The organism is Streptomyces sp. NPDC014006, from assembly GCF_043088925.1.
Taxonomy (GTDB): Bacteria; Actinomycetota; Actinomycetes; order Streptomycetales; family Streptomycetaceae; genus Streptomyces.
In genome coordinates this window covers 516166-537941 of record NZ_JBICAJ010000005.1, presented here as the reverse complement: position 1 = coordinate 537941, position 21776 = coordinate 516166, and the positions used below count along the sequence as shown (strand labels likewise).

The window sequence follows — 21776 nt, the reverse complement described above, 5'->3', positions numbered from 1 at the left end:
GCAGTGCACATGACTTCCGTGGAACTCCCCGAGCCCTCGGGCAAGGTCGCCCTCGTCACCGGCGCCAGCCGCGGCATCGGCTACGGCATCGCCGAGGCGCTCGTCGCCCGCGGTGACCGGGTCTGCATCACCGGCCGCAACGAGGAGGCCCTGAAGGAGGCCGTCGAGCGGCTCGGCGCCGACCGGGCCATCGGCGTCGCCGGCAAGGCCCACGACGAGGCCCACCAGGCCGAGGCCGTCGAGCGCACGATGGAGGCCTTCGGCCGCGTCGACCACCTGATCAACAACGCCGGCACCAACCCGGTCTTCGGCCCGATCGCCGACCTCGACCTGAACGTGGCCCGCAAGGTCTTCGAGACCAACGTGGTCTCGGCGCTCGGCTTCGCCCAGCGCACCTGGCACGCCTGGCAGAAGGACAACGGCGGCGCGATCGTCAACATCGCCTCCGTCGCGGGCCTCGCCCCCTCGCCGTTCATCGGCGCGTACGGCATCAGCAAGGCCGCGATGGTCAACCTGACCATCCAGCTCGCGCACGAGTTCGCGCCGAAGGTACGGGTCAACGCGATCGCCCCGGCCGTGGTGAAGACCAAGTTCGCCCAGGCCCTGTACGAGGGCCGCGAGGAGGAGGCCGCGGCCGCCTACCCGCTCAAGCGGCTGGGCGTGCCCTCCGACATCGGTGGGGCGGCCGAGTTCCTCACCTCCGCGCAGTCCGACTGGATCACCGGCCAGACCCTCGTGGTCGACGGCGGCCTGTTCCTGAACGCCGGCGTCGCCTGACGCCCGGCACGCCCGTATGACGATTCGGGCGCCGTTACCGCCGCACTCTTGACGGAAACGGCGCCCGTGTACCCAAAGGGGCGTGTTCTAGGGCCTTTGACAACGCTGTCATCAACAGTGTGTTCACATGGCGAACGAACCAGGTTCAACACCCGTCGCACTGCGGTATGGTCTGCCGACCCTTGGCATGGCAGATCGAGGAGCGTGCGCGTGTTCAACCGGAACCGATGCCTGCGGCAAGTGGCGGCGATCGCTTCCATAACGTCCCTGATGTCCGGCTGCGGCCTGCTGTCCGGGGACGATTCCAAGGACGCGGGACCCATCGTCGTAGGCACCACGAGCGCCCCCAGCACCCTCGACCCGGCCGCGTCCTGGGACGGCTCGTGGGAGCTGTTCCGGAACATCTACCAGACGCTGCTCGCCTACCCGAACGGCGCGACCACGCCCCAGCCGGACGCCGCCGAGGAGTGCTCGTTCACCGACAGCTCCAACCGCACCTACCGGTGCCGGCTGCGGTCCGGGATGAAGTTCGCCGACGGCGACACCCTGGACGCCAAGGCGGTCGCCTACTCCATCGAGCGCATCCGCCGGATCAACGTCCCCGGCGGACCCGCGGGACTCCTCGGCAGTCTGCAGAGCGTCGAGGCCACCGGCGCGGACGAGGTGGTCTTCCACCTCAACAAGTCCGACGCCACCTTCCCGTTCGTGCTGGCCACCCCGGCGATGTCGATCGTCGACCCGGACGACTACCCGGCCGACAAGCTGCGCGAGGACGGCAAGGTCTTCGGTTCCGGCCCCTACACCCTCGCCTCCTACGAGGAGGACAAGGAGGCCCGGCTCGAGCGCAACGAGAACTACCAGGGGTACGCCCAGCGCAAGAACAACGCGGTGACGATCCGTTACTTCCAGGACTCCGCCGTCATGGTCAAGGCGCTGCGCGACAAGCAGATCGACGTCACCTACCGTGGTCTCGCCGCCGACGACATCGTCGCCCTGCAGCGCAAGGAGAGCGCGCCGGGCCTGCAGCTGGTCGAGAGCACCGGCGCGGACATCAACTACCTGGTGTTCAACCCCAAGGACAAGTGGGCCGGCAAGGCGGCCGTGCGCCGGGCCGTCGCCCAGGTCGTCGACCGCGGGGCCATCGCGCACAAGATCTACAAGGACACGGTCGACCCGCTCTACTCCATGGTCCCCAAGGGCCTCACCGGTCACACCACCGGTTTCTTCGACGACTTCGGCGAGCCCGACACCGCCAAGGCCCGCAAGATCCTCTCCGAGGCGAACATCTCCGCGCCCGTCCCGCTCACCCTCTGGTACACCACCGACCGCTACGGCTCCGAGACCGCCCTGGAGTTCCAGGAGCTCAAGCGGCAGCTCGACGAGTCCGGCCTGTTCACCATCACGCTGAAGAGCCGGCCCTGGAAGACCTACGTCGAGGGGTACCAGAAGGGCGAGTACCCGGTCTTCGGGCGCGGCTGGTTCCCGGACTTCCCGGACCCGGAGAACTTCATCGCCCCGTTCGTCGGCGACCAGAACGCCCTCGGTACGCCTTACCCGCAGCCCGAGATCACCGGCATCCTGCTGCCCCGCTCCCGCCGCGAGAGCGACCGGGCCAACGTGGTCAAGGACTTCGAGGAGGCCCAGCGGATCATGGTCGAGGACGCCCGGCTGCTGCCGCTGTGGCAGGGCAAGCAGTACCTGGCCGCCAGCGAGGACATCGCCGGCCCGGAGCGGGCGCTGGACCCGTCGACGATCATGATGATGTGGGAGCTGTCCCGCAAGACCAGCTGGTAGGGACCGCGCGGGCGGTGTTGTCAGTGGGTGCCGGTAGGTTCTGAAGTCAGGAAGCGACCGCACGAATCTTGAGGACGTTGACGTGACCGACACCGCCATGCTGCCCGAGTCCTGGCGCGGGGTTCTGGGTGAGGAACTGCAGCAGCCCTACTTCAAGGAGCTGATGGAGTTCGTCGAGGAGGAGCGGGCGAACGGTCCCGTGTACCCGCCGCGCGAGCAGGTCTTCGCCGCGCTGGAGGCCACACCGTACGACCAGGTGAAGGTCCTGATCCTGGGTCAGGACCCCTACCACGGCGAGGGCCAGGGGCACGGCCTGTGCTTCTCGGTGCGGCCGGGGGTGAAGATCCCGCCCTCCCTGCGCAACATCTACAAGGAGATGAACGCCGAACTGGGCACGCCCGTCCCGGACAACGGCTATCTGATGCCGTGGGCCCAGCAGGGTGTGCTGCTGCTCAACGCGGTGCTGACGGTGCGCGGCGGCGAGGCCAACTCCCACAAGGGACGCGGCTGGGAGAAGTTCACCGACGCGGTGATCCGCGCGGTGGCCGATCGTCCCGACCCGGCGGTGTTCGTCCTGTGGGGCAACTACGCGCAGAAGAAGCTCCCGCTGATCGACGAGAGCCGGCACGCGGTGGTCAAGGGCGCGCACCCCTCCCCGCTGTCGGCGAAGAAGTTCTTCGGCTCCCGCCCGTTCACCCAGATCAATGAGGCGGTGGCCAGCCAGGGCCACGCGCCGTTGGACTGGACCGTGCCGAACCTGGGCTGAGTCACCCGCCGGGCCGGTTCCAGGAGGGCCGGCCGGCCCGGCGCCCCGGGGGGCTGGAGGGCCCGGGTGCCGCGCGAGTGTGATCGTTCCGGTACCGCCTGGCAGTGATCGTCCGGGGGCCGCCGGAGCGTGCTCTCGTCCAGGTGCCGCCGGAGCGTGCTCGTCCCGGTGCCGCCTGAGCGGGATTGTCAGTGTCTGCCGTTAGCGTCGGGGCATAGCAGCAGGACGGGCCGACGGAGGGCGACGCGGTGGCGGAGCGACAGGAGCAGACGGCGTCGGACGCCGTGCTGACGCGGATCGGGCAGGTGGTGATGCTGCTCCACGGCGGAGACCGCGAGGAGGCACGGCACCGTTTCCTCGGCCTGTGGGCGGAGCTCGGGGAGGACGGTGACCCGCTGCACCGCTGCACCCTCGCCCACTACCTGGCCGACACCCAGGACGACCCCTTCGACGAACTCGCCTGGGACCTCAGGGCGTTGACGGCCGCCGAGGAACTGACCAGCGACCGGCTCGACCGGCTCGAGGGGGCGCCCGCGGCCCGGGCGCTGTATCCCTCGCTCCATCTGAACCTCGCGGCCGACTACGTCCGCCTCGGCCGGCCCGACGACGCCCGCAGCCACCTCGCCCGTGCCCGTCTCGCCTCCGACGCCCTCGCCGACGACGGCTACGGCGACGGGGTGCGGGCAGCGATCCGGCGGATGGAGCTGCGGCTGGGGGAGTGAGGCGGGCGCCGGCGGTCTCCTGGAGGCGGGGCCAGGGCTCAGCGGCCGTACGTCTGCTTGCAGATCCGTGCCTCCGGGCTGTCCGGGCGCCAGCCGCCGTACTGCTCGCCCAGGGCGCACACGTCGGCGTTCCGGCGTGCGACGTCGGGGACGTCGGGGATCTTCGCGCGACGGGCCTGCGGCCGCCGGTGTCCGGGCGGGGAGGCGTGGCGCGGCGTCTGCTGGTGGCGGTGTCGGGGCCGCGGTGCCGGGGGTTCGGCGTGCACCGGGCGGCGGGAAGGGCCGACGCTCTCCAGCGCCTCGCGGGCCGGCGCCTGCACGATCCGCTGCTCCCCGTCGCCGTCCGGCCGTGGGACGGACGGCGACGGGGAGCGAGTCGAGGAGACCGGCGGCCCCGACGCCGGTGGACGCTGGACCGTCACACAGCCGGAGAGGGCCGAGGCGGCCACGGTGACCAGGAGCGCTGCGGTGGCCGTCGTTCGATGCACCCGCGTCACTCTGCTGGCTTCGCGCCGCGGAAGGGCGGCGGACAAGGGCAGGATGCCCCGCACGGGTGATCTCCCGCCCCGTACGGGGGTTGCGCCCGTGTCGCGGCTGACGTCAGTGACCCGTGGCGCCGTCGATCCGTTCCCGGATCAGGTCGGCGTGGCCGTTGTGGCGGGCGTACTCCTCGATCATGTGGGTGTAGATCCAGCGCAGGCTGACGGACCCCCCGCCGCCGTGTTTGGTGGTGCCCTTCGACAGGTCGTCCAGGGCGAATCCCGCTGCGTGGCGCCGGGCGGCCTCGATCTCCGACTGCCAGGTGGCGTACGCCTCCTGCCAGGTGTCGGCCTCGGTCAGATGGAACTCGCCGTCCGGGTCCTCGTCGCTGAACCAGATCGGTCCGGAGCCGTCGTCGGCGAGCACCTTGCGGAACCAGATCCGCTCGACCTCCGCCATGTGCCGCACCAGCCCCATGAGGGAGAGCTCGGACGGCTCCACGGCCGCGGTCCTGAGCTGGGCGTCCGTCAGGTCCTCACACTTCACTGCGAGCGTGCGGCGGTGGTACTCCAGCCAGCCCTCCAGCATGGTGCGTTCGTCGGCGTCGGCTGCGGGGATGTTGCGCTGCGTTGTCATGCCCGCATCCTCGTGCAGGCGGGCGGGGGCGGACCAGCGGATTTTCAGCTGCCGAGCATGCCCGCCAGCAGCTCCCGCAGGCTTTGCCGTACGGCCGCGAGGGGTGGGGTCTCGTAGGCGCCGGCCACGCAGGAGAACATCAGCCCGTCCGCCCAGGCCACCAGCGAGAGCGCATGACGGTCCGGGTCCGACGAGCCCAGGGCGGTGACCAGGGCGGTCAGCTGGTCGCGGAAGCGGGCGCCGGTGGTGTCGTAGGACGTGCGCAGCTCGGGGCGGCGGGTGGCCTCCAGGGCCAGTTCGTAGCGGGCGAGCGTCAGGTCGCGGTTGCGGGTCAGGGCGCGGTGCAGGGCCAGGGCAAGGGCGTCCACGACCGGGTCGGTGCCCCCGCTCGCCTCGGGCATCTCGTGCAGCGCCAGCACCCGGGCCTCGCGCTCGGCGAGACGGCGCACCGCCAGCTCCAGCAGTGCCTGCCGGGTCCGCGCCACGTTGGACGTCGAGCCCTGCGGCAGGCCGGCCCTCTCGTCGACCGCCCGGTGGGTCAGCCCGCGCATCCCCCGCTCGGCGAGCAGGGCCAGGGCGGTGTCGGCGACAAGGTCGGCGCGGGAGGCGCCGGAGGTGCTTACGGACATGTAGATCACGCTACCCGGGCCACTACGGCTGTAGTACAGTCGACGCACACTACAGATGTAGTTGCGTCAGGAGGAGTCATGAACCACGCACCACGCGCAGTCGTCGTCGGCGGCGGCATCGGCGGGCTGACCGCGGCCGTCGCCCTGCACCAGCGGGGCGTCCGCGTCACCGTCCTGGAACGGGCCCGCTCCCTGGAACCGGTCGGTGCGGCCATCTCGCTGGCACCCAACTCCCTGCGCGCGCTGGACGTCATCGGCCTCGGCGACGAGATCCGTGACCTCGCCGCCTGGCAGGGAGACGGCGGGCTGCGCACGCCGAGCGGCCGCTGGCTGTCACGCTCCGACGCGGACGCCACCGCCACGCGCTTCGGCGGCCCTCTGGTGCTGCTGCACCGCGCCACCCTCGTCGACCGTCTTGCCGCGCTGCTCCCGCCCGGCACCGTGCGCACCGCCGCCGAGGCCGCCGTCACCGACCCCGGCGACGCGCACCGCCCGGCCGTCGTGCGCACCGCCGCCGGCGACCTGGAGGCCGACCTGGTGGTGGCCGCAGACGGCATCCACTCCGCCGTACGCCGCACGCTCTTCCCCGACCACCCCGGAACCGTGTACTCCGGGTTCACCACCTGGCGGGTCGTCATCCCGCTGCCCGGCGTCGCCTTCGCCTCGCACGAGACCTGGGGCCGGGGCCGTATCTGGGGCACCCACCCGCTCAAGGACGGCCGCGTCTACGCCTACGCCGCCGCCACGACCCCGGCCGGCGGACGCGCCCCCGACGGCGAGCGGGCCGAACTCCTGCGCCGCTTCGGCGACTGGCACGACCCGATCCCCGCCGTCCTCGCCGCCGTCCGCCCCGAGGACGTGCTGCGCCACGACGTCCACCACATCGCCGAACCCCTCCCGGCCTACCACCACGGCCGCGTCGCCCTCCTCGGCGACGCCGCGCACGCCATGCCGCCCACCCTGGGCCAGGGCGGCAACCAGGCTGTCGAGGACGCCATCGTGCTCGCCCACCACTGTGACGACCTCGCCGCCTACACGGCCGCCCGGCTGCCGCGTACGACGGCGATCGCCCGGCAGGCGGTGAAGGTCGCGCGCCTCAACCTCACCACCGGCAGGGCCCTGATCGCCGTACGGAACACGGTGATCGCCTCCCTTTCGAAGGTGGGACCCGCGCTGCTCCTGCGGAGTTTCGACGGGATCGCCGACTGGCGGCCGCCGCAGGACCCGTATGCTGCCGTGAAGTCAGCAGCGGACGCGAGGTGAGGGAGCCCTAAGTGAAGGTCGGCGTCATCGGACTCGGCGACATCGCGCAGAAGGCGTACCTGCCCGTGCTCGCCTTCCAGCCCGGTGTGGAGCTGCACCTGCAGACCCGCACCCCGGCGACGCTGGACCGGGTCGCCGACAGCCTGCACCTGCCCGCGGCGCAGCGCCACCGCGACCTGGACGCCCTGCTCGCCCAAGACCTGGCCGCCGCGTTCGTGCACGCACCCACCTCCGCGCACCCCGAGATCGTCACCCGGCTGCTCCAGGCGGGCGTCCCCACGTACGTCGACAAGCCGCTCGCCTACGAACTCGCCGACTCCACGCGGCTGGTGGAGCTGGCCGAGCGGCGCGGCGTGTCGCTCACCGTCGGCTTCAACCGGCGTTTCGCACCCGGGTACGCGCAGTGCCTGGAGCACCCGCGCGAGCTGATCCTGATGCAGAAGAACCGGATCGGGTTGCCGGAGGAGCCGCGCAGCATGGTCCTGGACGACTTCATCCACGTCGTGGACACCCTGCGCTTCCTGGCGCCCGGGCAGGTCGACGACGTCACCGTGCGGGCCCGCGTCGAGGACGGGCTGCTGCACCACGTCGTGCTCCAGCTCGCCGGCGACGGCTTCACCGCGCTCGGTGTGATGAACCGGCTCAGCGGGTCCAACGAGGAGATCCTGGAGGTGTCCGGGCAGGACACCAAGCGCCAGGTCGTCAACCTCGCCGAGACCATCGACCACAAGGGCCAGCCCACCGTGCGCCGGCGCGGCGACTGGGTACCGGTGGCGCGGCAGCGCGGCATCGAACAGGCCGTGCTCGCCTTCCTCGACGCCGTGCGCGCGGGTCGGCCGCTCAACGCCCGTGACGCACTGGAGACTCACGAACTGTGCGAGCGGGTGGTACGTGCGGTGCGGGAGCGCTCCGGCGCAGCCTGACCGCGCGCACGCCCTCCGTCAGACCCAGTGCCGCCAGCACCAGCACCGCCACCTCCACCGGCCAGTCGCCGTAGCGGACGTACGGCGTGACCCCGTCGGCGAGCGGCACCTCGTACACCGCGGCCCCGCTCGCGCTCGTACCCAGCCAGGAGCCCACGCGCCGGCCGCCCGGGCCGTACACCGCCGACACGCCGGTGAGCGTGGCGTGCACCATCGGCCGGCCCGTCTCCGCGGAGCGCAGCGCGGCGAGCGAGGCGTGCTGCTCCGGCGCCCAGCTGTGCTGGAACGACGACGTCGACGACTGGCCGACCAGCACGTCCACGCCGTCCTGGGCGAGCCGTCGGCTCATGTCCGGGAACGCCGTCTCGAAGCACACCAGCGGGCCCACGCGCAGCCCGTGCCCGGCGTTCATCACGACCTGCTCGCTGCCACGCCTGCGGTCCTCGCCGGCCGCTTTGCCGACGGAGGTCGCCCAACCGAGCAGCGAGCGCGCGGGGATGTACTCGCCGAACGGCACGAGCCGCATCTTGTCGTAGCGGTCCCCGGTGAGCCCCTCCGGCCCCACCAGCACCGAACTCTTGTAGATCCCGGGCCGGTCGGAGCGCCGCGCGTCCACGTTGACCAGGATGTCGGCGCCCGTTTCCCGCGACAGTGCCGCGATGCGCCGGGCGAGGTCGGGCCGCGCGGCCAGGTCGACGCCGACGCTGCTCTCGCCCCACACGACCAGGTCCACGCCCTGCCCGGCCAGCTGCCGGGTCAGCCGCTCCTCGACGGCGAAGCGCCGGTCGCCGCTGTCGGTGCCGTCCACGACCCCTGGCTGGACGACGGCGATGCGCGCCTGCCCGTCCACGTGCGGGCGCGGCGACCACACCCAGGCCGCCGAGGTCGCCGCCGCCGTGGCGACCAGCCCGGCCACGGCGGGCACCCGCGACTCCCGCACCGCCAGCAGTACAGCCGCCGCCACGTTGACGGCCACCACCAGGAAGCTGAGCAGCCACACCCCGCCCACCGAAGCGAGCCGCAGCGCCGGCCCCACCTGCCACTGACTGGCGCCGAGCATGCCCCACGGCCCGCCGAGCCCCTGCCAGGACCGCACCAGTTCCACCATCAGCCACGCCGACGGCAGCACCAGCAGCGCCGCCACGACCCGGCCGCGGGAGGGCACACCGGCCAGGAAGCGGTGCACCAGCCACGCCCAGGGCGCCCACAGCGCGCCCAGCAGGGCGGCCAGGACCAGCGTGAACACATGCAGGTCCGGCAGCAGCCAGTGGTGCATGCCCAGCATGAAGCCGAACCCGCCGCACCAGCCGTCGTACGCCGCCCGGCGCTGGGTCGGGGCGCCGCGCGCGAGCAGGATCCACGGGACGAGGGCGACATACGCGAACCACCAGGCGGCGGGCGCCGGGAACGCGAGCACGGGCAGGGCGCCGGCCAGCGCACCGAGGGCCGCGCGCCGCCAGGGGGAGGCGAGCCAACTCCTGAACGTCTTCATATGCCGCCCTCCTACCCGGTGGGGGCTCCAGTGTGCGCGCCACGGGCGATCCGGTGACAGAGGACCACGGCTCAGCCGTCGGTGCGCCGCCATTTCTCCTGGACGGTCACCCGGTGCAACCGCCAGCCGTCGTCCATGCGGAGCACACCGAACACATACCGGCCGCCGCACACGAAGTCCGGCGCGGTGGGCGCATCCTGGGTTCCGGCCCGGCGCATCGGATTGATGTAGTCGGCCCGCATCTCGGCGGTGTCACCGGCCGCCTGGTCCAGGACGCCGAAGCGCAGTCGGCGGTTGACGATGAGGTGCTGCCGCATCGCGAACGGCCGCGTGCTCTCGGCGAACCACGCGGCGACCTGTTCCACATCCCCCTCGACACCGCCGGCCGAGCGGTGGTCGGCCCGCCCGTCCGGCGTGAACAGCGCGCGGTACGCCGCCCAGTCGCCGTCGTCGACCGCCGCCGCGTAGTCCGTGATCAGGGCGTCGACGGCGAGGCGGTCTCTTACCGTGGCGAATTCCACACGCTGCGTCATCGACCCAGTGTTGGTCATGGCGCGGACCCCGCCAAGGGGTGCGCGGCACTCTTCGCCCACGGCGCGGATATTTCGGTGGCCGTCACGGCCCGGGGCAGGGCAGCCTTGCGTCCGTGAATGATCAGAACACCGCGGCCGAACCCCGATTCCGCATCCGCGCCCGGTACACGGACACCACGGTCACCGTCTACCAGGCCTACCGCCCGCAGATCGGCCTCCCGGCGGCCCGTGCCGGGCGCTTTCCGTCCAGTTGGAAGCGGGAGCGCATGACGTGGATCAAGCCGTCGTTCCTGTGGATGATGTACCGCTGCGGCTGGGGGACGAAGGAGGACCAGGAGACCGTCCTCGCCGTCGAGATCACCCGCGAGGGATTCGAGTGGGCGCTGCGCCACGCGTGTCTGTCGCACCATGTGCCAGAACTGCACGGTGACCGGGACGCCTGGAAGCGGGAGTTGAGGCAGGCACCGACGCGGGTGCAGTGGGATCCGGAACGCGACCTGCACTTCACGGCGCTGCCGCATCGCTCGCTGCAACTGGGACTCGGCGGGCAGGCCGCGGCCCGGTACGCCGACGAGTGGATCGTCGGCATCGAGGACGTGACGCCGCTGGCCACCGAGATCCACGCGCACGTGCGGGCGGGGGAACTCGACGCCGCGTCCGCGAAGCTGCCGGTGGAGCGGCCGTACCCGGTCGACGGGGATGTGGTGAGGCATCTGTGCCCCTAGAGTGATCGATGATCGATCAATACCCTTCAGGAGGTAGTCATGGCGCATCCCCTCACCGTTGTCACCGGCGGCAGCCGGGGTATCGGCGCCGCGACCTGCCTCAGGCTCGCCTCCGACGGGCACGACGTGGCGGTGGGGTACGTACGGGACGCCGGGGCCGCCGAGCGGGTCGTGGAGGGCGTCCGGGCCCTCGGGCGGCGCGGTGTCGCGGTACGGGTGGACACGTCGGTGGAGACAGACGTCGACCACCTCTTCACCACCGTGGAAGCGGAGTTGGGGCAGGTGACGGGGCTGGTGAACAACGCCGGGGTCACCGGGCCGCTCGGCCGGCTCGCCGACACCGGCACCGCCGATCTGCGGCGGGTGGTCGAGGTGAACCTGCTGGGCGTACTGCTGTGCGCGCGCCGCGCCGCCCAGCTGATGACGGAGCGGAGGAGCGGGGCGATCGTGAACGTGTCGTCGGCCGCCGCGACGCTCGGCAGCCCCGGCGACTATGTCCACTACGCCGCCACCAAGGCGGCCGTGGACGCCCTCACCCTGGGGCTGGCCAAGGAACTGGGTCCGGACGGCATCCGGGTCAACGCCGTCGCGCCCGGCATGATCGACACCGAGATGCACGCCGCGATGGGCCACCCGGGGCGGGCGCAACGCGCGGCCGCCGCGATTCCGCTGCGCCGCCCCGGCCGGGCGGAGGAGATCGCCGCGGCCATCGCCTGGCTGCTGTCCCCGGACGCCGCGTACACCTCGGGCGCGGTGCTGCGCGTGTCGGGCGGGCGGTGAGGCGGCCGTGCAGCGCGTGTCGGGCGGGCGGTGGGGCGGGGGCTGGTGGTCCGGATCAGGCGTGCGGGGCGGTCTGACGCGCCCTCGGCGGGCGCGGCGGTCCCTTCCTCACGCCGCCTCGACGACCTCGGCGCGCACCGCCGCGGCCCACTGCACCACCAGCAACTCGTACTCCTCGCGCTCCTGCACCGACAGGGTGCCGCCCGCGCGCAGCCACAGTGCGCGGATCTCCTCGTTCACGTCGGCGGCGGAGCGCACGGAACCAGACGTCATGGAATCGGGGGACATGTGCCTCAGCCTAGGGGCAAGAACTGACACTGCGCTACCGATTGGCTACGCAACCCGTAGGGAGTCGGTCACGAACCGGCCCACGAGGGGCGGGCCCCGCCGTCAGTCGATCCAGACCACGACACACAGCGCCCGGCGCGCGGCACCGTCGTAGAACTCCCGCAGCGCGGCGAACTGTTCGCCGAGGTGAGCGCGCACGTCACCGCTGAAGCTCTCCAGATGACCGCACAGCGCCGCGGCCTCGGCGGCGTCGCTCGGCAGGCCGGCGAGCACCGCGTCCACGTCCACGTCCCGCAGATCCCCAGCGATCTTCTCGACCTCGGCCGGGTCGAGCACGCGCGGCGGGTCGGTGAAGCCGTCGTAGACCTCGTCGTGGTCCAGGTAGCCGGCGGTCTGGCCGAACGTGGCCGATACCGCGCGGTCGAGCAGGTCGGCCACGGACGGATCGCCGCCGGCGGCTCGGCAGTATGCGGCCAGGCCCCAGTTCGCCCAGCCGGTGTCCAGCAGGTCCGAAGCCGGCGGATCCCAGCCGGGGGCGGCACCCGGGGAGTCGAGCGCCGACTGCCGGCAGTGTTCCAGGTACTCGGGGGTCACACGGGCGAACTGCTGGGTGAGAGCCATGGGTTCATTCCTCCCCGGTCCGCCGCTCGGCGATTCAGTCCGCCGACTCCGCCGCGTGCGGACTGAGCACGCCCGCCGTGACCAGGGCGATGATCACGATGCCGAGGACCACGCGGTACCAGACGAACGGCATGAAGGACTTGCTGGAAATGTATTTCATGAACCAGGCGATGACGGCATATCCGGACCCGAACGCGATCACCGTCGCGAAGATCGTCGGGCCCCAGGAGACGTGATCGCTCTCGAGCGCGTCCTTCAGCTCGAACAGCCCGGACGCGAGCACCGCGGGGATGGCGAGGAGGAAGGAGTAGCGGGCGGCGGCCTCGCGCCTGTAGCCCATGAACAGCCCGCCGCTGATGGTCGCGCCGGAGCGGGAGACACCCGGGATGAGCGCGCAGGCCTGGCAGAGGCCGAAGATCAGACCGTCCTTCACGCCGAGGTCCTGGAGCGTCTTACGCTGCTTCGGCGCCCGGTGCCGGCCGCCCGTCTCGTCGCGGGCCGCCAGCCGGTCGGCTATGCCTATGACGGCACCGACGACGATGAGCATCGTCGCGGTGATCCGCAGATCGCGGAACGGCCCCTCGATCTGGTCCTTGAACGTGACGCCCAGCACGCCGATCGGAAGGGAGCCGACGATGACCAGCCAGCCCATCTGGGCGTCGTGGTGGTGCCGCATGGTCTTGTCGAACAGCGAGCGGAACCACGCGGACAGGATGCCCGCGATGTCCTTGCGGAAGTAGATCAGCACCGCCGCCTCCGTGCCGATCTGGGTGATCGCGGTGAAGGCCGCACCCGGGTCGTGCCAGCCGGAGAAGGCCGCGGTCAGCCGCAGATGCGCGCTCGAGGAGACGGGAAGGAACTCGGTCAGCCCCTGGACGAGTCCGAGGACGAGCGATTCAAACCAAGACATGAAGTTACGTCAGTCCAAGTGCCGGTCGTGGAAGGGGCGACGGGGCACTGGGCCGCCGTACGCGATGATCACGTGTGCCGGGGGCAGCGTAGCGTCCCCGTATGACGGCCTCTTGGCTGGGGCGGCGGCTCCGGTCCGGTCAGGCGCGGCGCAGATGGTGCCGTTTGCGCCAGGCCACCACCGCCCCGGCCACCGCCGGCAGTCCGATGCCGGCCATCGCGACCAGGAAGGCCGGGGAGGTCGGCGAGCCGGCACGGGCGCCGGCGAGGGCATACGCGGCGGTGTTAGGGATGGAGCCGATCCCCGTCGCCACCAGGAACGGCCAACAGCGCATCCGGGAGACTGCGGCGCAGTAGTTCGCGGCCCAGAACGGCACCCCGGGAAACAGGCGGGCCATCAGCATGGAGCGGAAACCGTGCCGGCTGAGCTGGCCGTCCGCCGCCTTCAGCACCCGGCCCCGCAGCAGCGGGCGCAGCGCGTCCTGCCCGAGCGCCCGGCCCAGACCGAAGGCGATCCCGGCGCCGAGCACGGTGCCGGCCAGCGACGTGGCGAGCCCCAGGGAGGTGCCGAACAGCGCGCCACCCGCCAGGTTCAGCAGCGGCCGCGGCACGAACGCCACCGTGCACAGCCCGTACGCCACCGTGAACACCGCGGCCGCCGTCGCACCGCCGAGCTGGGGTGGCCAGCCGTGCGCCAGCAGCCGCTGCGGCTCGAACAGCAGCACCGAGCAGCCGGCCGCCGCGAGCAGCGCGACCAGCAGGGAGAAGCGGGACCAGGGTGAGCGCAGGACACGGGTGCAGCGCGCGCTGAGCGTGCCGGGTACGGGCAGGGGCGGCGCGCTGATCGCGAGCTCCACGGCGGGGGCCGGGGGAGAGGCCACTGCGGTGCCCCCAGAGCGGGTGGGTGCATCGGGCATCCGGCGACAGTAACCGACACGGGTGTCTGATCGCCGTATGGTCTGTCTCATGACCGTCACAGGTAGGCGTTGGTCTGTCTCATGACCTTCATGGGTGCGGGCTCACGACCGGTCACAGGTACGGGCTCATGACCGTCGCCGGGAAGGCGGCGCGCGCTGTGCCGCACAGCGCGCTCGCCGACACCGTCCTGCCGCGGCTGACCGAGGTGTACGGCGCCGCCGCCGACCCGGAACGGGCCGGGGCCATGCGTGCGTACATGAAGGACGTCGCCCCCTTCCTCGGCATCCCCACCCCCGAGCGCCGCGCCCTGTCACGCACGGTCCTGTCGGGCACGGCGCGCCCCGGCGAGGCCGACTGCGCGGCGATCGCCCTGCGCTGCTGGGCGCTGCCCGAGCGCGAGTACCACTACTTCGCCGTCGACTACCTGCGTCGCCACGTCGGCCGCTGCTCCTCGGCCTTCCTGCCGGTGGTCCGGCACCTGATCACCACCGTCCCCTGGTGGGACACCGTCGACCTGCTCGCCGCCCACGTCGTCGGCCCGCTCGTCGCGGCCGATCCGGGCCTCGCCACCGCCATGGACGCCTGGATCGCCGACGACGACCTGTGGCCGGCCCGCACCGCCCTGCTGCACCAGCTGCGGTTCAAGGAGGACACCGACACCGAGCGGCTGTTCGGCTACTGCCTCCGTCGTAGCGGCCACCCCGACTTCTTCATCCGCAAGGCCATCGGCTGGGCCCTGCGCGAGTACGCCAAGACCGACCCGGACGCCGTGCGCGCCTTCCTCGCGCGCGAGCGAGGACGGTTCGCGGCGCTGACGGTGCGCGAGGCGCTGAAGAACATCGGCGCCTGACAGGCCGTAAGGACCGCGCGGCACCGGCCGTACAGCGATAAATCATTCGACGGCGTGCCGTGGCTCGGCGATGATCGACGCCATGTTCCGGTACGCCTTCCTCCTCGAAGCATCCGCGGTCGCGGATGCCCCGAAGGCTGCCCTTCCCGTCCTCCTGGCCGCTGTCGACGGCGCCCGAAGCTGACCCTCCCCGGATCGTCCCGCGGACCCCGCAGGGGGAGGGTCGGCGGTTCCTTGGGGGTCCCCTTCCTTACCACGAGGCTTCGAGGTACAGCCATGCCCAAGACGGCGTACACGCGCACCAAACCGCATCTCAACATCGGCACCATGGGTCACGTCGACCATGGCAAGACGACGCTGACCGCCGCCATCACCAAGGTGCTGGCCGAGCGCGGCACCGGCACGTTCGTGCCGTTCGACCGTATCGACCGCGCCCCGGAGGAGGCCGCCCGCGGCATCACCATCAACATCGCGCACGTCGAGTACGAGACCGACACCCGGCACTACGCCCACGTCGACATGCCGGGCCACGCCGACTACGTCAAGAACATGGTCACCGGCGCCGCCCAGCTCGACGGGGCGATCCTCGTCGTCTCCGCGCTCGACGGCATCATGCCGCAGACCGCCGAACACGTCCTGCTGGCCCGTCAGGTCGGTGTGAACCACATCGTCGTCGCGTTGAACAAGGCCGACGCCGGTGACGAGGAGCTGACCGACCTGGTCGAGCTGGAGGTCCGCGACCTGCTCACCGCGCACGGTTACGGCGGCGACGCCGCACCCGTCGTACGGGTCTCCGGGCTCAAGGCGCTGCAGGGCGACCCGCGCTGGACGGCGTCCGTCGAGGCGCTGCTCGACGCGGTGGACACCTATGTGCCGATTCCGGAGCGGTACCTGGACGCGCCGTTCCTGCTGCCGGTGGAGAACGTGCTCACCATCACCGGGCGCGGGACCGTCGTCACCGGCGCCGTCGAGCGCGGCACCGTGCGGGTCGGCGACCGGGTCGAGGTGCTCGGCGCGGACGTCGACACGGCCGTGACCGGTCTCGAGACCTTCGGCAAGCCGATGGAGGAGGCGCAGGCCGGGGACAATGTGGCGCTGCTGCTGCGCGGAGTGCCCCGGGACGCGGTGCGGCGCGGGCACGTGGTCGCCGCGCCGGGCAGCGTCGCGCCGAGCCGGCGGTTCACGGCACGGCTGTACGTGCTCTCCGCGCGTGAGGGCGGCCGTACGACGCCGGTCGCCACCGGCTACCGGCCGCAGTTCTACGTCCGCACCGCCGACGTCGTCGGCTGCCTCGACTTCGGCGAGGCGGCCTTCGCGCGGCCCGGTCAGACGGTCGAGGTGACCGTCGACCTGGGTCGTGAGGTGCCGCTGGAGCCTGGGCTCGGGTTCGCTGTCCGCGAGGGCGGGCGGACGGTGGGCGCGGGGACGGTGACCTCGGTCGGCTGAGGTGACAATGGTGTCGTGAGCGATGCCATACCCGTCACCCGGACCACCGACCACGGGACCGCCAAGCTGATGCCCGACGTCGACCGTGAGCGGGCCTGGCTGCTCACGGTCGACGGTGCGCCCCAGTCGTACGTGGACCTCGACGAGCCGGCGTACCTGGAGTTCGAGTACGCACGGCGGCTCGGGCATGTCCTGGACACCGTCGCGGAACCGGGGCGTCCGCTGGACGTGCTGCACCTCGGCGGGGGCGCGCTCACTCTGCCGCGGTACGTGGCCGCGACCCGCCCCGGTTCCCGGCAGGACGTCGTCGAGGCCGACCGGGGGCTGCTGGAGCTGGTCGTGGAACAGCTGCCGCTGCCCGCCGGTTCGGGTGTCGCGCTGCACACGGCGGACGCGCGGGCCTGGCTGGAGGCGGCGCCGGCGGACAGCGCCGACGTGCTCGTCGCCGATGTGTTCGGCGGCTCGCGCGTCCCGGCGCATCTGACGACCCTCGCCTACGCCCGCGAGGCCGGCCGGGTGCTGCGGGCGGACGGCGTCTACGTCGCCAATCTGGCGGACGCGGCGCCGTTCGCGTTCCTGCGCTCCCAACTGGCCACGTTCGGCGCGCTCTTCGAGGAGCTGGCGCTGATCGCGGAGCCGGGCGTGCTGCGCGGGCGCCGCTTCGGCAACGCGATCCTCGTCGCCGCGCACCACCCCGTGGACACCGCCGCCCTGGCCCGGCTGACCGCCGGGGACGCCTTCCCGGCACGGGTGGAGCACGGGCGGGCGCTGCGCGACTTCACCGGCGACGCCCGCCCGGTCACGGACGAGGACGCGGTGCCCTCACCCGTGCCGCCCGACGGCGCTTTCGGCATCGGCTGAGGCACTCTCGCCGCTGTGCCCCGCCATGGGCCTGGTACGGCGGCGCAGCCGGCGCACGTCCGGCACGCACAGCACGGCCGCGGTGACCGCCACGACGAGGGCCGCGCACCCCCACAGGGACGAGGTCCGTCCGAAGGCGCTCTGCGCGGGGCCCGCCAGGGCCATGGCGAGGGGGACCAGCGCGATGGACCCGAACCAGTCGTAGGCCGACACCCGCGACAGCTTCTCCTCCGGGATCTCCTGGTGCAGCGCCGTCATCCAGGACACCCCGAACACCTCCAGCGTGACCCCGGTGGCGAACATCACCGCGCACAGCACGCCCAGCGGCACCGGTACGGCGAGAGCGGCCGACGGCAGGGCCAGCGGGAAGACGCACAGGGTTCCCGCGAGCAGCAGCCGGCGGGGCTTCCACCGGGTCATCAGCAGGGCGCCGCCGACCGTACCAGCGCCGAAGAAGCCGAGCGCCAGGCCCCATGGGCCCGCCCCGCCCAGGTGGTCGCGGGCGACGAGGGGGCCGTAGACGGCGTCGGCGGCACCGACGACCGCGTTGGCGACGGAGAACTGCGCGACGACACCCCACAGCCAGGGCCGGCCGGTGAACTCCCGCCAGCCCTCCCTCAGGTCGGCCAGGACGCCGCCGCCCGCAGCGCGCGCAGGGATGTGCCGCACGTCGAGGAAGGAGCGCAGGGCGCCGGCGAGTGCGAAGGCGGCCGCGTCCACGGCGAGTACCCAGCCCGGCCCGACCGCGGCGACCAGTGCACCGCCCGCGGCGGCCCCGCCGAGCGCCGCGCCCTGCATCGCCATCCGGAACACGGCGAACGCCCGCCCCGCGTGCTCGCCCTCCACGGACGACAGCAGCATGCCCTCGGCGGCCGGGCTGAAGAACGCCTGCCCGGCGCCGCCGAGCGCGGTCAGCAGCATCATCTGCCACACGTGCGGGTCGCCGGCCAGTACGAGAGCGGCGAAGGCGCCCTGGGAGAGGCAGTTGACGGCGTTGGCGGCGACCATCACCCGGTGACGCGGCAGCCGGTCCGCCACCGCGCCGCCGATCAGCAGGAACAGCACCAGCGGCACCGTCCGCGCGGCCGCCACCAGACCCACGTCGCCGGCGTCCCCGCCCGCGCCGAGCACGGCGAACGCGGAGGCGATGAGGGCGGCCTGGCTCCCGCCGTTGGTGAGGAAGGCGGCAGCGGTGAGAAGACGGTAGTTGCGCCCAGCCCACGCGGGCCGGCGCGGAGAGCGGGGGCGGTCGGAGGCGGTGGTCACCGGGTGACTATGACCGACCGGCTCCGCGCACGCCACTTCGCATCGGCCCGTGCCCGCCCGCCGTGCGGCGGGCGGGGAACGCGCCGGTCAGCTCGCGATCGGGTCGCCGTGCAGGCGCACCGTGCTGAGGATCTGCTGGATGGTCGCATCGGGCAGTTCGTCCTTGACGCCCTTGGCGGCGTACATGCTCCAGGAGACGAAGTTGCCCGTGGAGTTCTTGAACGCGAACGTGATCGCCTTGCCGTCGCTGTCGCAGGTGCCGTGCTTGGGCACGCCCTGCGTGTAGGAGACGGCCACGCTGCCCTGCACGCCGGACTTCGTCTTGTACGGCTTGGCCTGACCGATCTTCAGGTACTTGCGTGAGGTCTTCTCGTTCTGGTCGGTGTAGCCGCCGAAGGCGAACGCGGCCGCGTCCCCGCGGGCGATGCTCGCGGTGTCCTTGCCACCGTTCTCGCCCTTGGTGCCGGCGGCCGCCATCTTCGTCGAATCCTTGCGGCCGTCCTTGTCGTCGTCGGACACGCACCAGTCCTTCTTGAACACGGCCGGCGCGGAGAACCCGATGTAGGGCGAGCCGTCGCCCTTCTGCGTGTCCTCGAAGCCCATGAAGGTGCCGGGGTCCTCCACGTACCAGTCGGCGGGTACGTCGAAGGCCGTGCCGTACTTGGGGTTCACGACGACCTTCCAGCCCGGGACGGTCGCCTTCTCGGCCTCGCCGCCCCGCGGGTTGTCGCCGCCCCCGGACGCCGTCGGCTGCGGCGACGGCGTCGGCGACGACGACACCGACTGCGCGGTCGTCGGCTTGTCCGAGCCGCCCTTCGCGGTGTCGTCCTCGTCACCGCCGAGCACGAGGAACCCGGTGACGGCGGCGGTCAGCACCACCGCGCCGGCCGCGATGATCGCCACGAGCTTGGTCCGGTTCCCGCCACCGCCGTTGCCGCTGCCGAGGTTCCCGGGCGGCGGCGTCGCCGGCTGCGGAACACCGGCCGGCGTAGGCGTCCCCCACTGCTGCTGCTGCGCGTAGGGGTTGGGCTGCTGGTAACCGGTCTGCTGGTACGGATTCGGCTGCTGGTACCCCGGCTGACTCGGCTGCTGATACGGATTGTTCTGCGCGTTCGGGTTCGGCTCGCCCCCGGGCGGCTGCTGCTGTCCTGGCCACATGGCGCCCCACCCTAGTGCCGCCCCGGACACGAACCGGTCACCGGGCCTTGTCAGGGACGTACCAGATCAGGATTCCGTCGGCTTCACCAGACGGACGGTGTTGAGGATCTGCCGGACTGTCGTGTCCGGAACCTCCTCACCGACCCCTTTCGCGCCGACGAAGGACCAGGAGACGAAGTCGCCTTCCGCGTCCTTGAAGGCGAACGTCGTGGCCTTGCCGTCCGTGTCGCACTTGTGACGCCGAACGACCCCGGAGGACTGTGAGGTGGCGAGGCTGCCGGTGATACCGGAAGCCGTGGTGAAGGTCGTCACCGCGGATGTGGTGATCTTCTTGCGGTCCGGTTGCGAGTAAGCGCCGTAGACCCAGGACGCCGAGTCGGAACGGGCGATCTCCTCGGTACTCCTGGCCCCGTTGTTTCCCCGGCTGCCGACGCTGGCCAGCTGCGTGTAGTCGATGCGGCCGTCCCGGTCGGTGTCCTCACCGCACCACTTCTCGTTCAGGAGCGCGGGAGCCTTCATGCCGACGATCGGCTTGTCCTTCGGATCGTTCTTGTCGGAGACATAGCTGACCCAACCGGGCGACTTGAGCGTCCAGCCGGCGGGCACGTCGAAGGCGATCCCCCGCTCGGTGTTCACCACGACCTTCCAGCCGGCGATCGTCGGCTTCGGTGCGCCGTCGCCGTTCCTGGGATCGGCGTCGGAAGAAGGCGAGGCCGACGCGGAGGAGGCGATGGGATCGGGGGCGGCCTTGTGGTCCGAGCCGCCCCCCAGGAGCACCGCGCCGGTCACCGCCGCGGCCACGACCACGGTCGCAGCGACCGTGACGGCGATGACCTTGGTCCGGCGGCCCGAACCGCCGGGCGGCGGCGGTGCCGTGATGGTGGGCGCGTTCCAGAGGTCGCCGGAGGACTGGGTGTACGGGTTGGGCTGGTGGTAGCCGGGCTGCTGGTAGGGGTTCGGCTGCCCGTACCGGTTGTCCTGGCCGCCCGGGGACGACTGATCTCCTGGCCACATGGTCGGCAAGCATATGGCGAGCGGCCGCACGCCGAGCGGCCAGGAGGTCTGGCCCGACGAGGCTACTCATGGGTAACATGCCGCCATGAGCGCAGATCAGATGTCGATCGGCGAGATGCTCGCCGCCACCGTGCCGATGGCCCGGACCTTGAAGCTCGAGTTCGTCGAGGCCACGCCGGAGCGGGCGGTGGTGGCTCTGCCGGATCAGGGGGAGTTCCACAACCATGTGGGCGGGCCGCACGCCGGTGCGATGTTCACGCTCGGGGAGTCGGCCAGCGGGGCCATCGTGCTCGCCGCCTTCGGGGACCAGCTCGCGCGGGCCGTGCCGCTGGCCGTGCGGGCCGAGATCGCCTACAAGAAGCTGGCCATGGGGGCCGTCACCGCGACCGCGACGCTGGGCCGGCCGGCCGCCGAGGTCGTGGCGGAGCTGGACGCGGGGCAGCGGCCCGAGTTCCCGGTCGCCATCGAGATCCGGCGCGAGGACGGAGCCGTCACCGGGGAGATGACGGTGGTGTGGACTCTGCGGCCCAACGGCTGAGCAGGCGTCCGCTGGAGTGGGGCCGAGGGTCCGCGTCCGTGCGGGGCCTCGGCCTTTGTCGTGCCGCCGGGCCGCCCGGCGCGTCCCGGGGTGAGGCGCCTTGTCGCCGGTGCCGTCAGGCCGGGCCCGGATCGCGGTTGCGGTATGCGGTACGTCAACGGGCCCCGCATGCCTGCCGTTTAAGCCGTCCGACGCCCATTGCAGGCGAATTCGGAAAGTGATACCGGCGGTAACCAATAGGAAATCGCCTTCTTCTGAGGGGACGTCACCGAACTCCTTGTTTCCTGTGAGCCGTATGTGCGAAAGTGAGCCCCCCGCGGGAACGCAGTGCCACCCTTCGGCTCGGAAGGAAATGGTTCCGTGCAGTCCCCACACCCCCCACGCCCC

Annotated in this window: 24 protein-coding genes; 12 read left to right on the top strand and 12 right to left on the bottom strand. The window is 72.0% G+C overall.

What is annotated here, in order from left to right; genetic code table 11:
* The first annotated feature begins 9 nt into the window (after positions 1 to 9).
* The 4 genes from ACF1GV_RS20715 (at position 10) to ACF1GV_RS20700 (ending at position 4059) form a co-directional block, all read left to right on the top strand.
* Positions 10 to 777, top strand: coding sequence for an SDR family oxidoreductase (locus ACF1GV_RS20715; protein WP_391682833.1), 768 nt, complete (start codon positions 10 to 12; stop codon positions 775 to 777).
* Between the two features lie 210 nt (positions 778 to 987).
* Positions 988 to 2571 carry an ABC transporter substrate-binding protein gene (locus ACF1GV_RS20710; protein WP_391682831.1) on the top strand — a complete coding sequence of 528 codons (1584 nt, stop codon included), beginning with the start codon at positions 988 to 990 and terminating at the stop codon, positions 2569 to 2571.
* Positions 2572 to 2653: 82 nt separating this feature from the next.
* Positions 2654 to 3337 carry a uracil-DNA glycosylase gene (ung, locus tag ACF1GV_RS20705; RefSeq protein ID WP_391682828.1) on the top strand — a complete coding sequence of 228 codons (684 nt, stop codon included), beginning with the start codon at positions 2654 to 2656 and terminating at the stop codon, positions 3335 to 3337.
* A gap of 248 nt (positions 3338 to 3585) precedes the next feature.
* Positions 3586 to 4059 (top strand): hypothetical protein, encoded by a 474-nt coding sequence (locus ACF1GV_RS20700; RefSeq protein ID WP_363265660.1) that lies wholly within the window; start codon positions 3586 to 3588, stop codon positions 4057 to 4059.
* A gap of 38 nt (positions 4060 to 4097) precedes the next feature.
* Here the strand turns inward: ACF1GV_RS20700 and ACF1GV_RS20695 are convergent, their stop codons facing one another.
* From ACF1GV_RS20695 to ACF1GV_RS20685, 3 genes are all read right to left on the bottom strand, one after another.
* On the bottom strand, positions 4098 to 4547 hold the full coding sequence (locus ACF1GV_RS20695) for a hypothetical protein (protein ID WP_391682826.1): 450 nt from the start codon (positions 4545 to 4547) through the stop codon (positions 4098 to 4100).
* A gap of 112 nt (positions 4548 to 4659) precedes the next feature.
* Positions 4660 to 5175 carry a DinB family protein gene (locus tag ACF1GV_RS20690; protein ID WP_391682823.1) on the bottom strand — a complete coding sequence of 172 codons (516 nt, stop codon included), beginning with the start codon at positions 5173 to 5175 and terminating at the stop codon, positions 4660 to 4662.
* A 44-nt stretch (positions 5176 to 5219) separates the two neighbouring features.
* Complete coding sequence (locus tag ACF1GV_RS20685) at positions 5220 to 5804, bottom strand: TetR/AcrR family transcriptional regulator (protein ID WP_391682821.1); 585 nt, start codon at positions 5802 to 5804, stop codon at positions 5220 to 5222.
* Positions 5805 to 5882: 78 nt separating this feature from the next.
* Between ACF1GV_RS20685 and ACF1GV_RS20680 the strand changes: the two genes are divergently transcribed.
* Positions 5883 to 7067, top strand: a complete 1185-nt coding sequence (locus ACF1GV_RS20680; RefSeq protein WP_391682818.1) for an FAD-dependent monooxygenase — start codon at positions 5883 to 5885, stop codon at positions 7065 to 7067.
* An 11-nt stretch (positions 7068 to 7078) separates the two neighbouring features.
* Positions 7079 to 7990, top strand: coding sequence for a Gfo/Idh/MocA family protein (locus ACF1GV_RS20675; protein WP_391682816.1), 912 nt, complete (start codon positions 7079 to 7081; stop codon positions 7988 to 7990).
* Here ACF1GV_RS20675 and lnt read toward each other — a convergent pair.
* A complete protein-coding gene (gene lnt, locus ACF1GV_RS20670) occupies positions 7908 to 9482 on the bottom strand; it encodes an apolipoprotein N-acyltransferase (protein ID WP_391682813.1) in 1575 nt (524 codons plus the stop codon). The two genes, ACF1GV_RS20675 and lnt, sit on opposite strands and share 83 nt — an antisense overlap.
* Positions 9483 to 9553: 71 nt before the next feature.
* Complete coding sequence (locus ACF1GV_RS20665) at positions 9554 to 10015, bottom strand: nuclear transport factor 2 family protein (protein ID WP_391682810.1); 462 nt, start codon at positions 10013 to 10015, stop codon at positions 9554 to 9556.
* 113 nt (positions 10016 to 10128) lie between these two features.
* On the opposite strand from ACF1GV_RS20665, the gene ACF1GV_RS20660 reads away from it, so the two are divergent.
* Positions 10129 to 10740 carry a DUF4291 domain-containing protein gene (locus ACF1GV_RS20660; RefSeq protein WP_391682807.1) on the top strand — a complete coding sequence of 204 codons (612 nt, stop codon included), beginning with the start codon at positions 10129 to 10131 and terminating at the stop codon, positions 10738 to 10740.
* A gap of 39 nt (positions 10741 to 10779) precedes the next feature.
* Positions 10780 to 11520, top strand: a complete 741-nt coding sequence (locus ACF1GV_RS20655) for an SDR family oxidoreductase (RefSeq protein ID WP_391682804.1) — start codon at positions 10780 to 10782, stop codon at positions 11518 to 11520.
* Positions 11521 to 11628: 108 nt separating this feature from the next.
* Here the strand turns inward: ACF1GV_RS20655 and ACF1GV_RS20650 are convergent, their stop codons facing one another.
* The 4 genes from ACF1GV_RS20650 to ACF1GV_RS20635 form a co-directional block, all read right to left on the bottom strand.
* Positions 11629 to 11808 carry a hypothetical protein gene (locus ACF1GV_RS20650; protein WP_391682801.1) on the bottom strand — a complete coding sequence of 60 codons (180 nt, stop codon included), beginning with the start codon at positions 11806 to 11808 and terminating at the stop codon, positions 11629 to 11631.
* Positions 11809 to 11910: 102 nt separating this feature from the next.
* Positions 11911 to 12429 (bottom strand): DUF1877 domain-containing protein, encoded by a 519-nt coding sequence (locus tag ACF1GV_RS20645; protein ID WP_391682799.1) that lies wholly within the window; start codon positions 12427 to 12429, stop codon positions 11911 to 11913.
* A 34-nt stretch (positions 12430 to 12463) separates the two neighbouring features.
* Positions 12464 to 13339, bottom strand: coding sequence for an undecaprenyl-diphosphate phosphatase (locus tag ACF1GV_RS20640; protein WP_391682797.1), 876 nt, complete (start codon positions 13337 to 13339; stop codon positions 12464 to 12466).
* 139 nt (positions 13340 to 13478) lie between these two features.
* Positions 13479 to 14255 (bottom strand): TVP38/TMEM64 family protein, encoded by a 777-nt coding sequence (locus ACF1GV_RS20635; RefSeq protein ID WP_391682794.1) that lies wholly within the window; start codon positions 14253 to 14255, stop codon positions 13479 to 13481.
* A 128-nt stretch (positions 14256 to 14383) separates the two neighbouring features.
* Here ACF1GV_RS20635 and ACF1GV_RS20630 point away from each other — a divergent pair, with 128 nt between their 5' ends.
* The 3 genes from ACF1GV_RS20630 (at position 14384) to ACF1GV_RS20620 (ending at position 17413) form a co-directional block, all read left to right on the top strand.
* Positions 14384 to 15106 carry a DNA alkylation repair protein gene (locus tag ACF1GV_RS20630; protein ID WP_391682791.1) on the top strand — a complete coding sequence of 241 codons (723 nt, stop codon included), beginning with the start codon at positions 14384 to 14386 and terminating at the stop codon, positions 15104 to 15106.
* A gap of 276 nt (positions 15107 to 15382) precedes the next feature.
* Positions 15383 to 16552, top strand: coding sequence for an elongation factor Tu (gene tuf / locus ACF1GV_RS20625; protein WP_391682789.1), 1170 nt, complete (start codon positions 15383 to 15385; stop codon positions 16550 to 16552).
* A 15-nt stretch (positions 16553 to 16567) separates the two neighbouring features.
* On the top strand, positions 16568 to 17413 hold the full coding sequence (locus ACF1GV_RS20620) for a spermidine synthase (protein ID WP_391682787.1): 846 nt from the start codon (positions 16568 to 16570) through the stop codon (positions 17411 to 17413).
* Here the strand turns inward: ACF1GV_RS20620 and ACF1GV_RS20615 are convergent.
* The 3 genes from ACF1GV_RS20615 to ACF1GV_RS20605 all read right to left on the bottom strand — a co-directional run bounded on the left by ACF1GV_RS20615 (position 17375) and on the right by ACF1GV_RS20605 (position 20851).
* Complete coding sequence (locus ACF1GV_RS20615; protein ID WP_391682784.1) at positions 17375 to 18679, bottom strand: MFS transporter; 1305 nt, start codon at positions 18677 to 18679, stop codon at positions 17375 to 17377. The two genes, ACF1GV_RS20620 and ACF1GV_RS20615, sit on opposite strands and share 39 nt — an antisense overlap.
* Positions 18680 to 18766: 87 nt before the next feature.
* Complete coding sequence (locus tag ACF1GV_RS20610; protein WP_391682782.1) at positions 18767 to 19837, bottom strand: hypothetical protein; 1071 nt, start codon at positions 19835 to 19837, stop codon at positions 18767 to 18769.
* 66 nt (positions 19838 to 19903) lie between these two features.
* Positions 19904 to 20851 carry a hypothetical protein gene (locus tag ACF1GV_RS20605; protein WP_391682780.1) on the bottom strand — a complete coding sequence of 316 codons (948 nt, stop codon included), beginning with the start codon at positions 20849 to 20851 and terminating at the stop codon, positions 19904 to 19906.
* Between the two features lie 85 nt (positions 20852 to 20936).
* Here ACF1GV_RS20605 and ACF1GV_RS20600 point away from each other — a divergent pair, with 85 nt between their 5' ends.
* On the top strand, positions 20937 to 21389 hold the full coding sequence (locus ACF1GV_RS20600; RefSeq protein ID WP_391682777.1) for a DUF4442 domain-containing protein: 453 nt from the start codon (positions 20937 to 20939) through the stop codon (positions 21387 to 21389).
* The last annotated feature ends 387 nt before the right edge of the window (positions 21390 to 21776 follow it).

What these genes read in the sequence shown, in the direction of transcription:
- ACF1GV_RS20665 (WP_391682810.1), bottom strand. Translation starts at nt 10,015, where the DNA reads ATGACGCAGCGTGTGGAATTCGCCACGGTAAGAGACCGCCTCGCCGTC.
- ACF1GV_RS20715 (WP_391682833.1), top strand. Translation starts at nt 10, where the DNA reads ATGACTTCCGTGGAACTCCCCGAGCCCTCGGGCAAGGTCGCCCTCGTC.
- ACF1GV_RS20690 (WP_391682823.1), bottom strand. Translation starts at nt 5,175, where the DNA reads ATGACAACGCAGCGCAACATCCCCGCAGCCGACGCCGACGAACGCACC.
- lnt (WP_391682813.1), bottom strand. Translation starts at nt 9,482, where the DNA reads ATGAAGACGTTCAGGAGTTGGCTCGCCTCCCCCTGGCGGCGCGCGGCC.
- ACF1GV_RS20630 (WP_391682791.1), top strand. Translation starts at nt 14,384, where the DNA reads ATGACCGTCGCCGGGAAGGCGGCGCGCGCTGTGCCGCACAGCGCGCTC.
- ACF1GV_RS20610 (WP_391682782.1), bottom strand. Translation starts at nt 19,837, where the DNA reads ATGTGGCCAGGACAGCAGCAGCCGCCCGGGGGCGAGCCGAACCCGAAC.
- ACF1GV_RS20650 (WP_391682801.1), bottom strand. Translation starts at nt 11,808, where the DNA reads ATGTCCCCCGATTCCATGACGTCTGGTTCCGTGCGCTCCGCCGCCGAC.
- ACF1GV_RS20685 (WP_391682821.1), bottom strand. Translation starts at nt 5,804, where the DNA reads ATGTCCGTAAGCACCTCCGGCGCCTCCCGCGCCGACCTTGTCGCCGAC.
- tuf (WP_391682789.1), top strand. Translation starts at nt 15,383, where the DNA reads ATGCCCAAGACGGCGTACACGCGCACCAAACCGCATCTCAACATCGGC.
- ACF1GV_RS20605 (WP_391682780.1), bottom strand. Translation starts at nt 20,851, where the DNA reads ATGTGGCCAGGAGATCAGTCGTCCCCGGGCGGCCAGGACAACCGGTAC.
- ACF1GV_RS20635 (WP_391682794.1), bottom strand. Translation starts at nt 14,255, where the DNA reads ATGCCCGATGCACCCACCCGCTCTGGGGGCACCGCAGTGGCCTCTCCC.
- ACF1GV_RS20600 (WP_391682777.1), top strand. Translation starts at nt 20,937, where the DNA reads ATGAGCGCAGATCAGATGTCGATCGGCGAGATGCTCGCCGCCACCGTG.
- ACF1GV_RS20640 (WP_391682797.1), bottom strand. Translation starts at nt 13,339, where the DNA reads ATGTCTTGGTTTGAATCGCTCGTCCTCGGACTCGTCCAGGGGCTGACC.
- ACF1GV_RS20680 (WP_391682818.1), top strand. Translation starts at nt 5,883, where the DNA reads ATGAACCACGCACCACGCGCAGTCGTCGTCGGCGGCGGCATCGGCGGG.
- ACF1GV_RS20655 (WP_391682804.1), top strand. Translation starts at nt 10,780, where the DNA reads ATGGCGCATCCCCTCACCGTTGTCACCGGCGGCAGCCGGGGTATCGGC.
- ACF1GV_RS20645 (WP_391682799.1), bottom strand. Translation starts at nt 12,429, where the DNA reads ATGGCTCTCACCCAGCAGTTCGCCCGTGTGACCCCCGAGTACCTGGAA.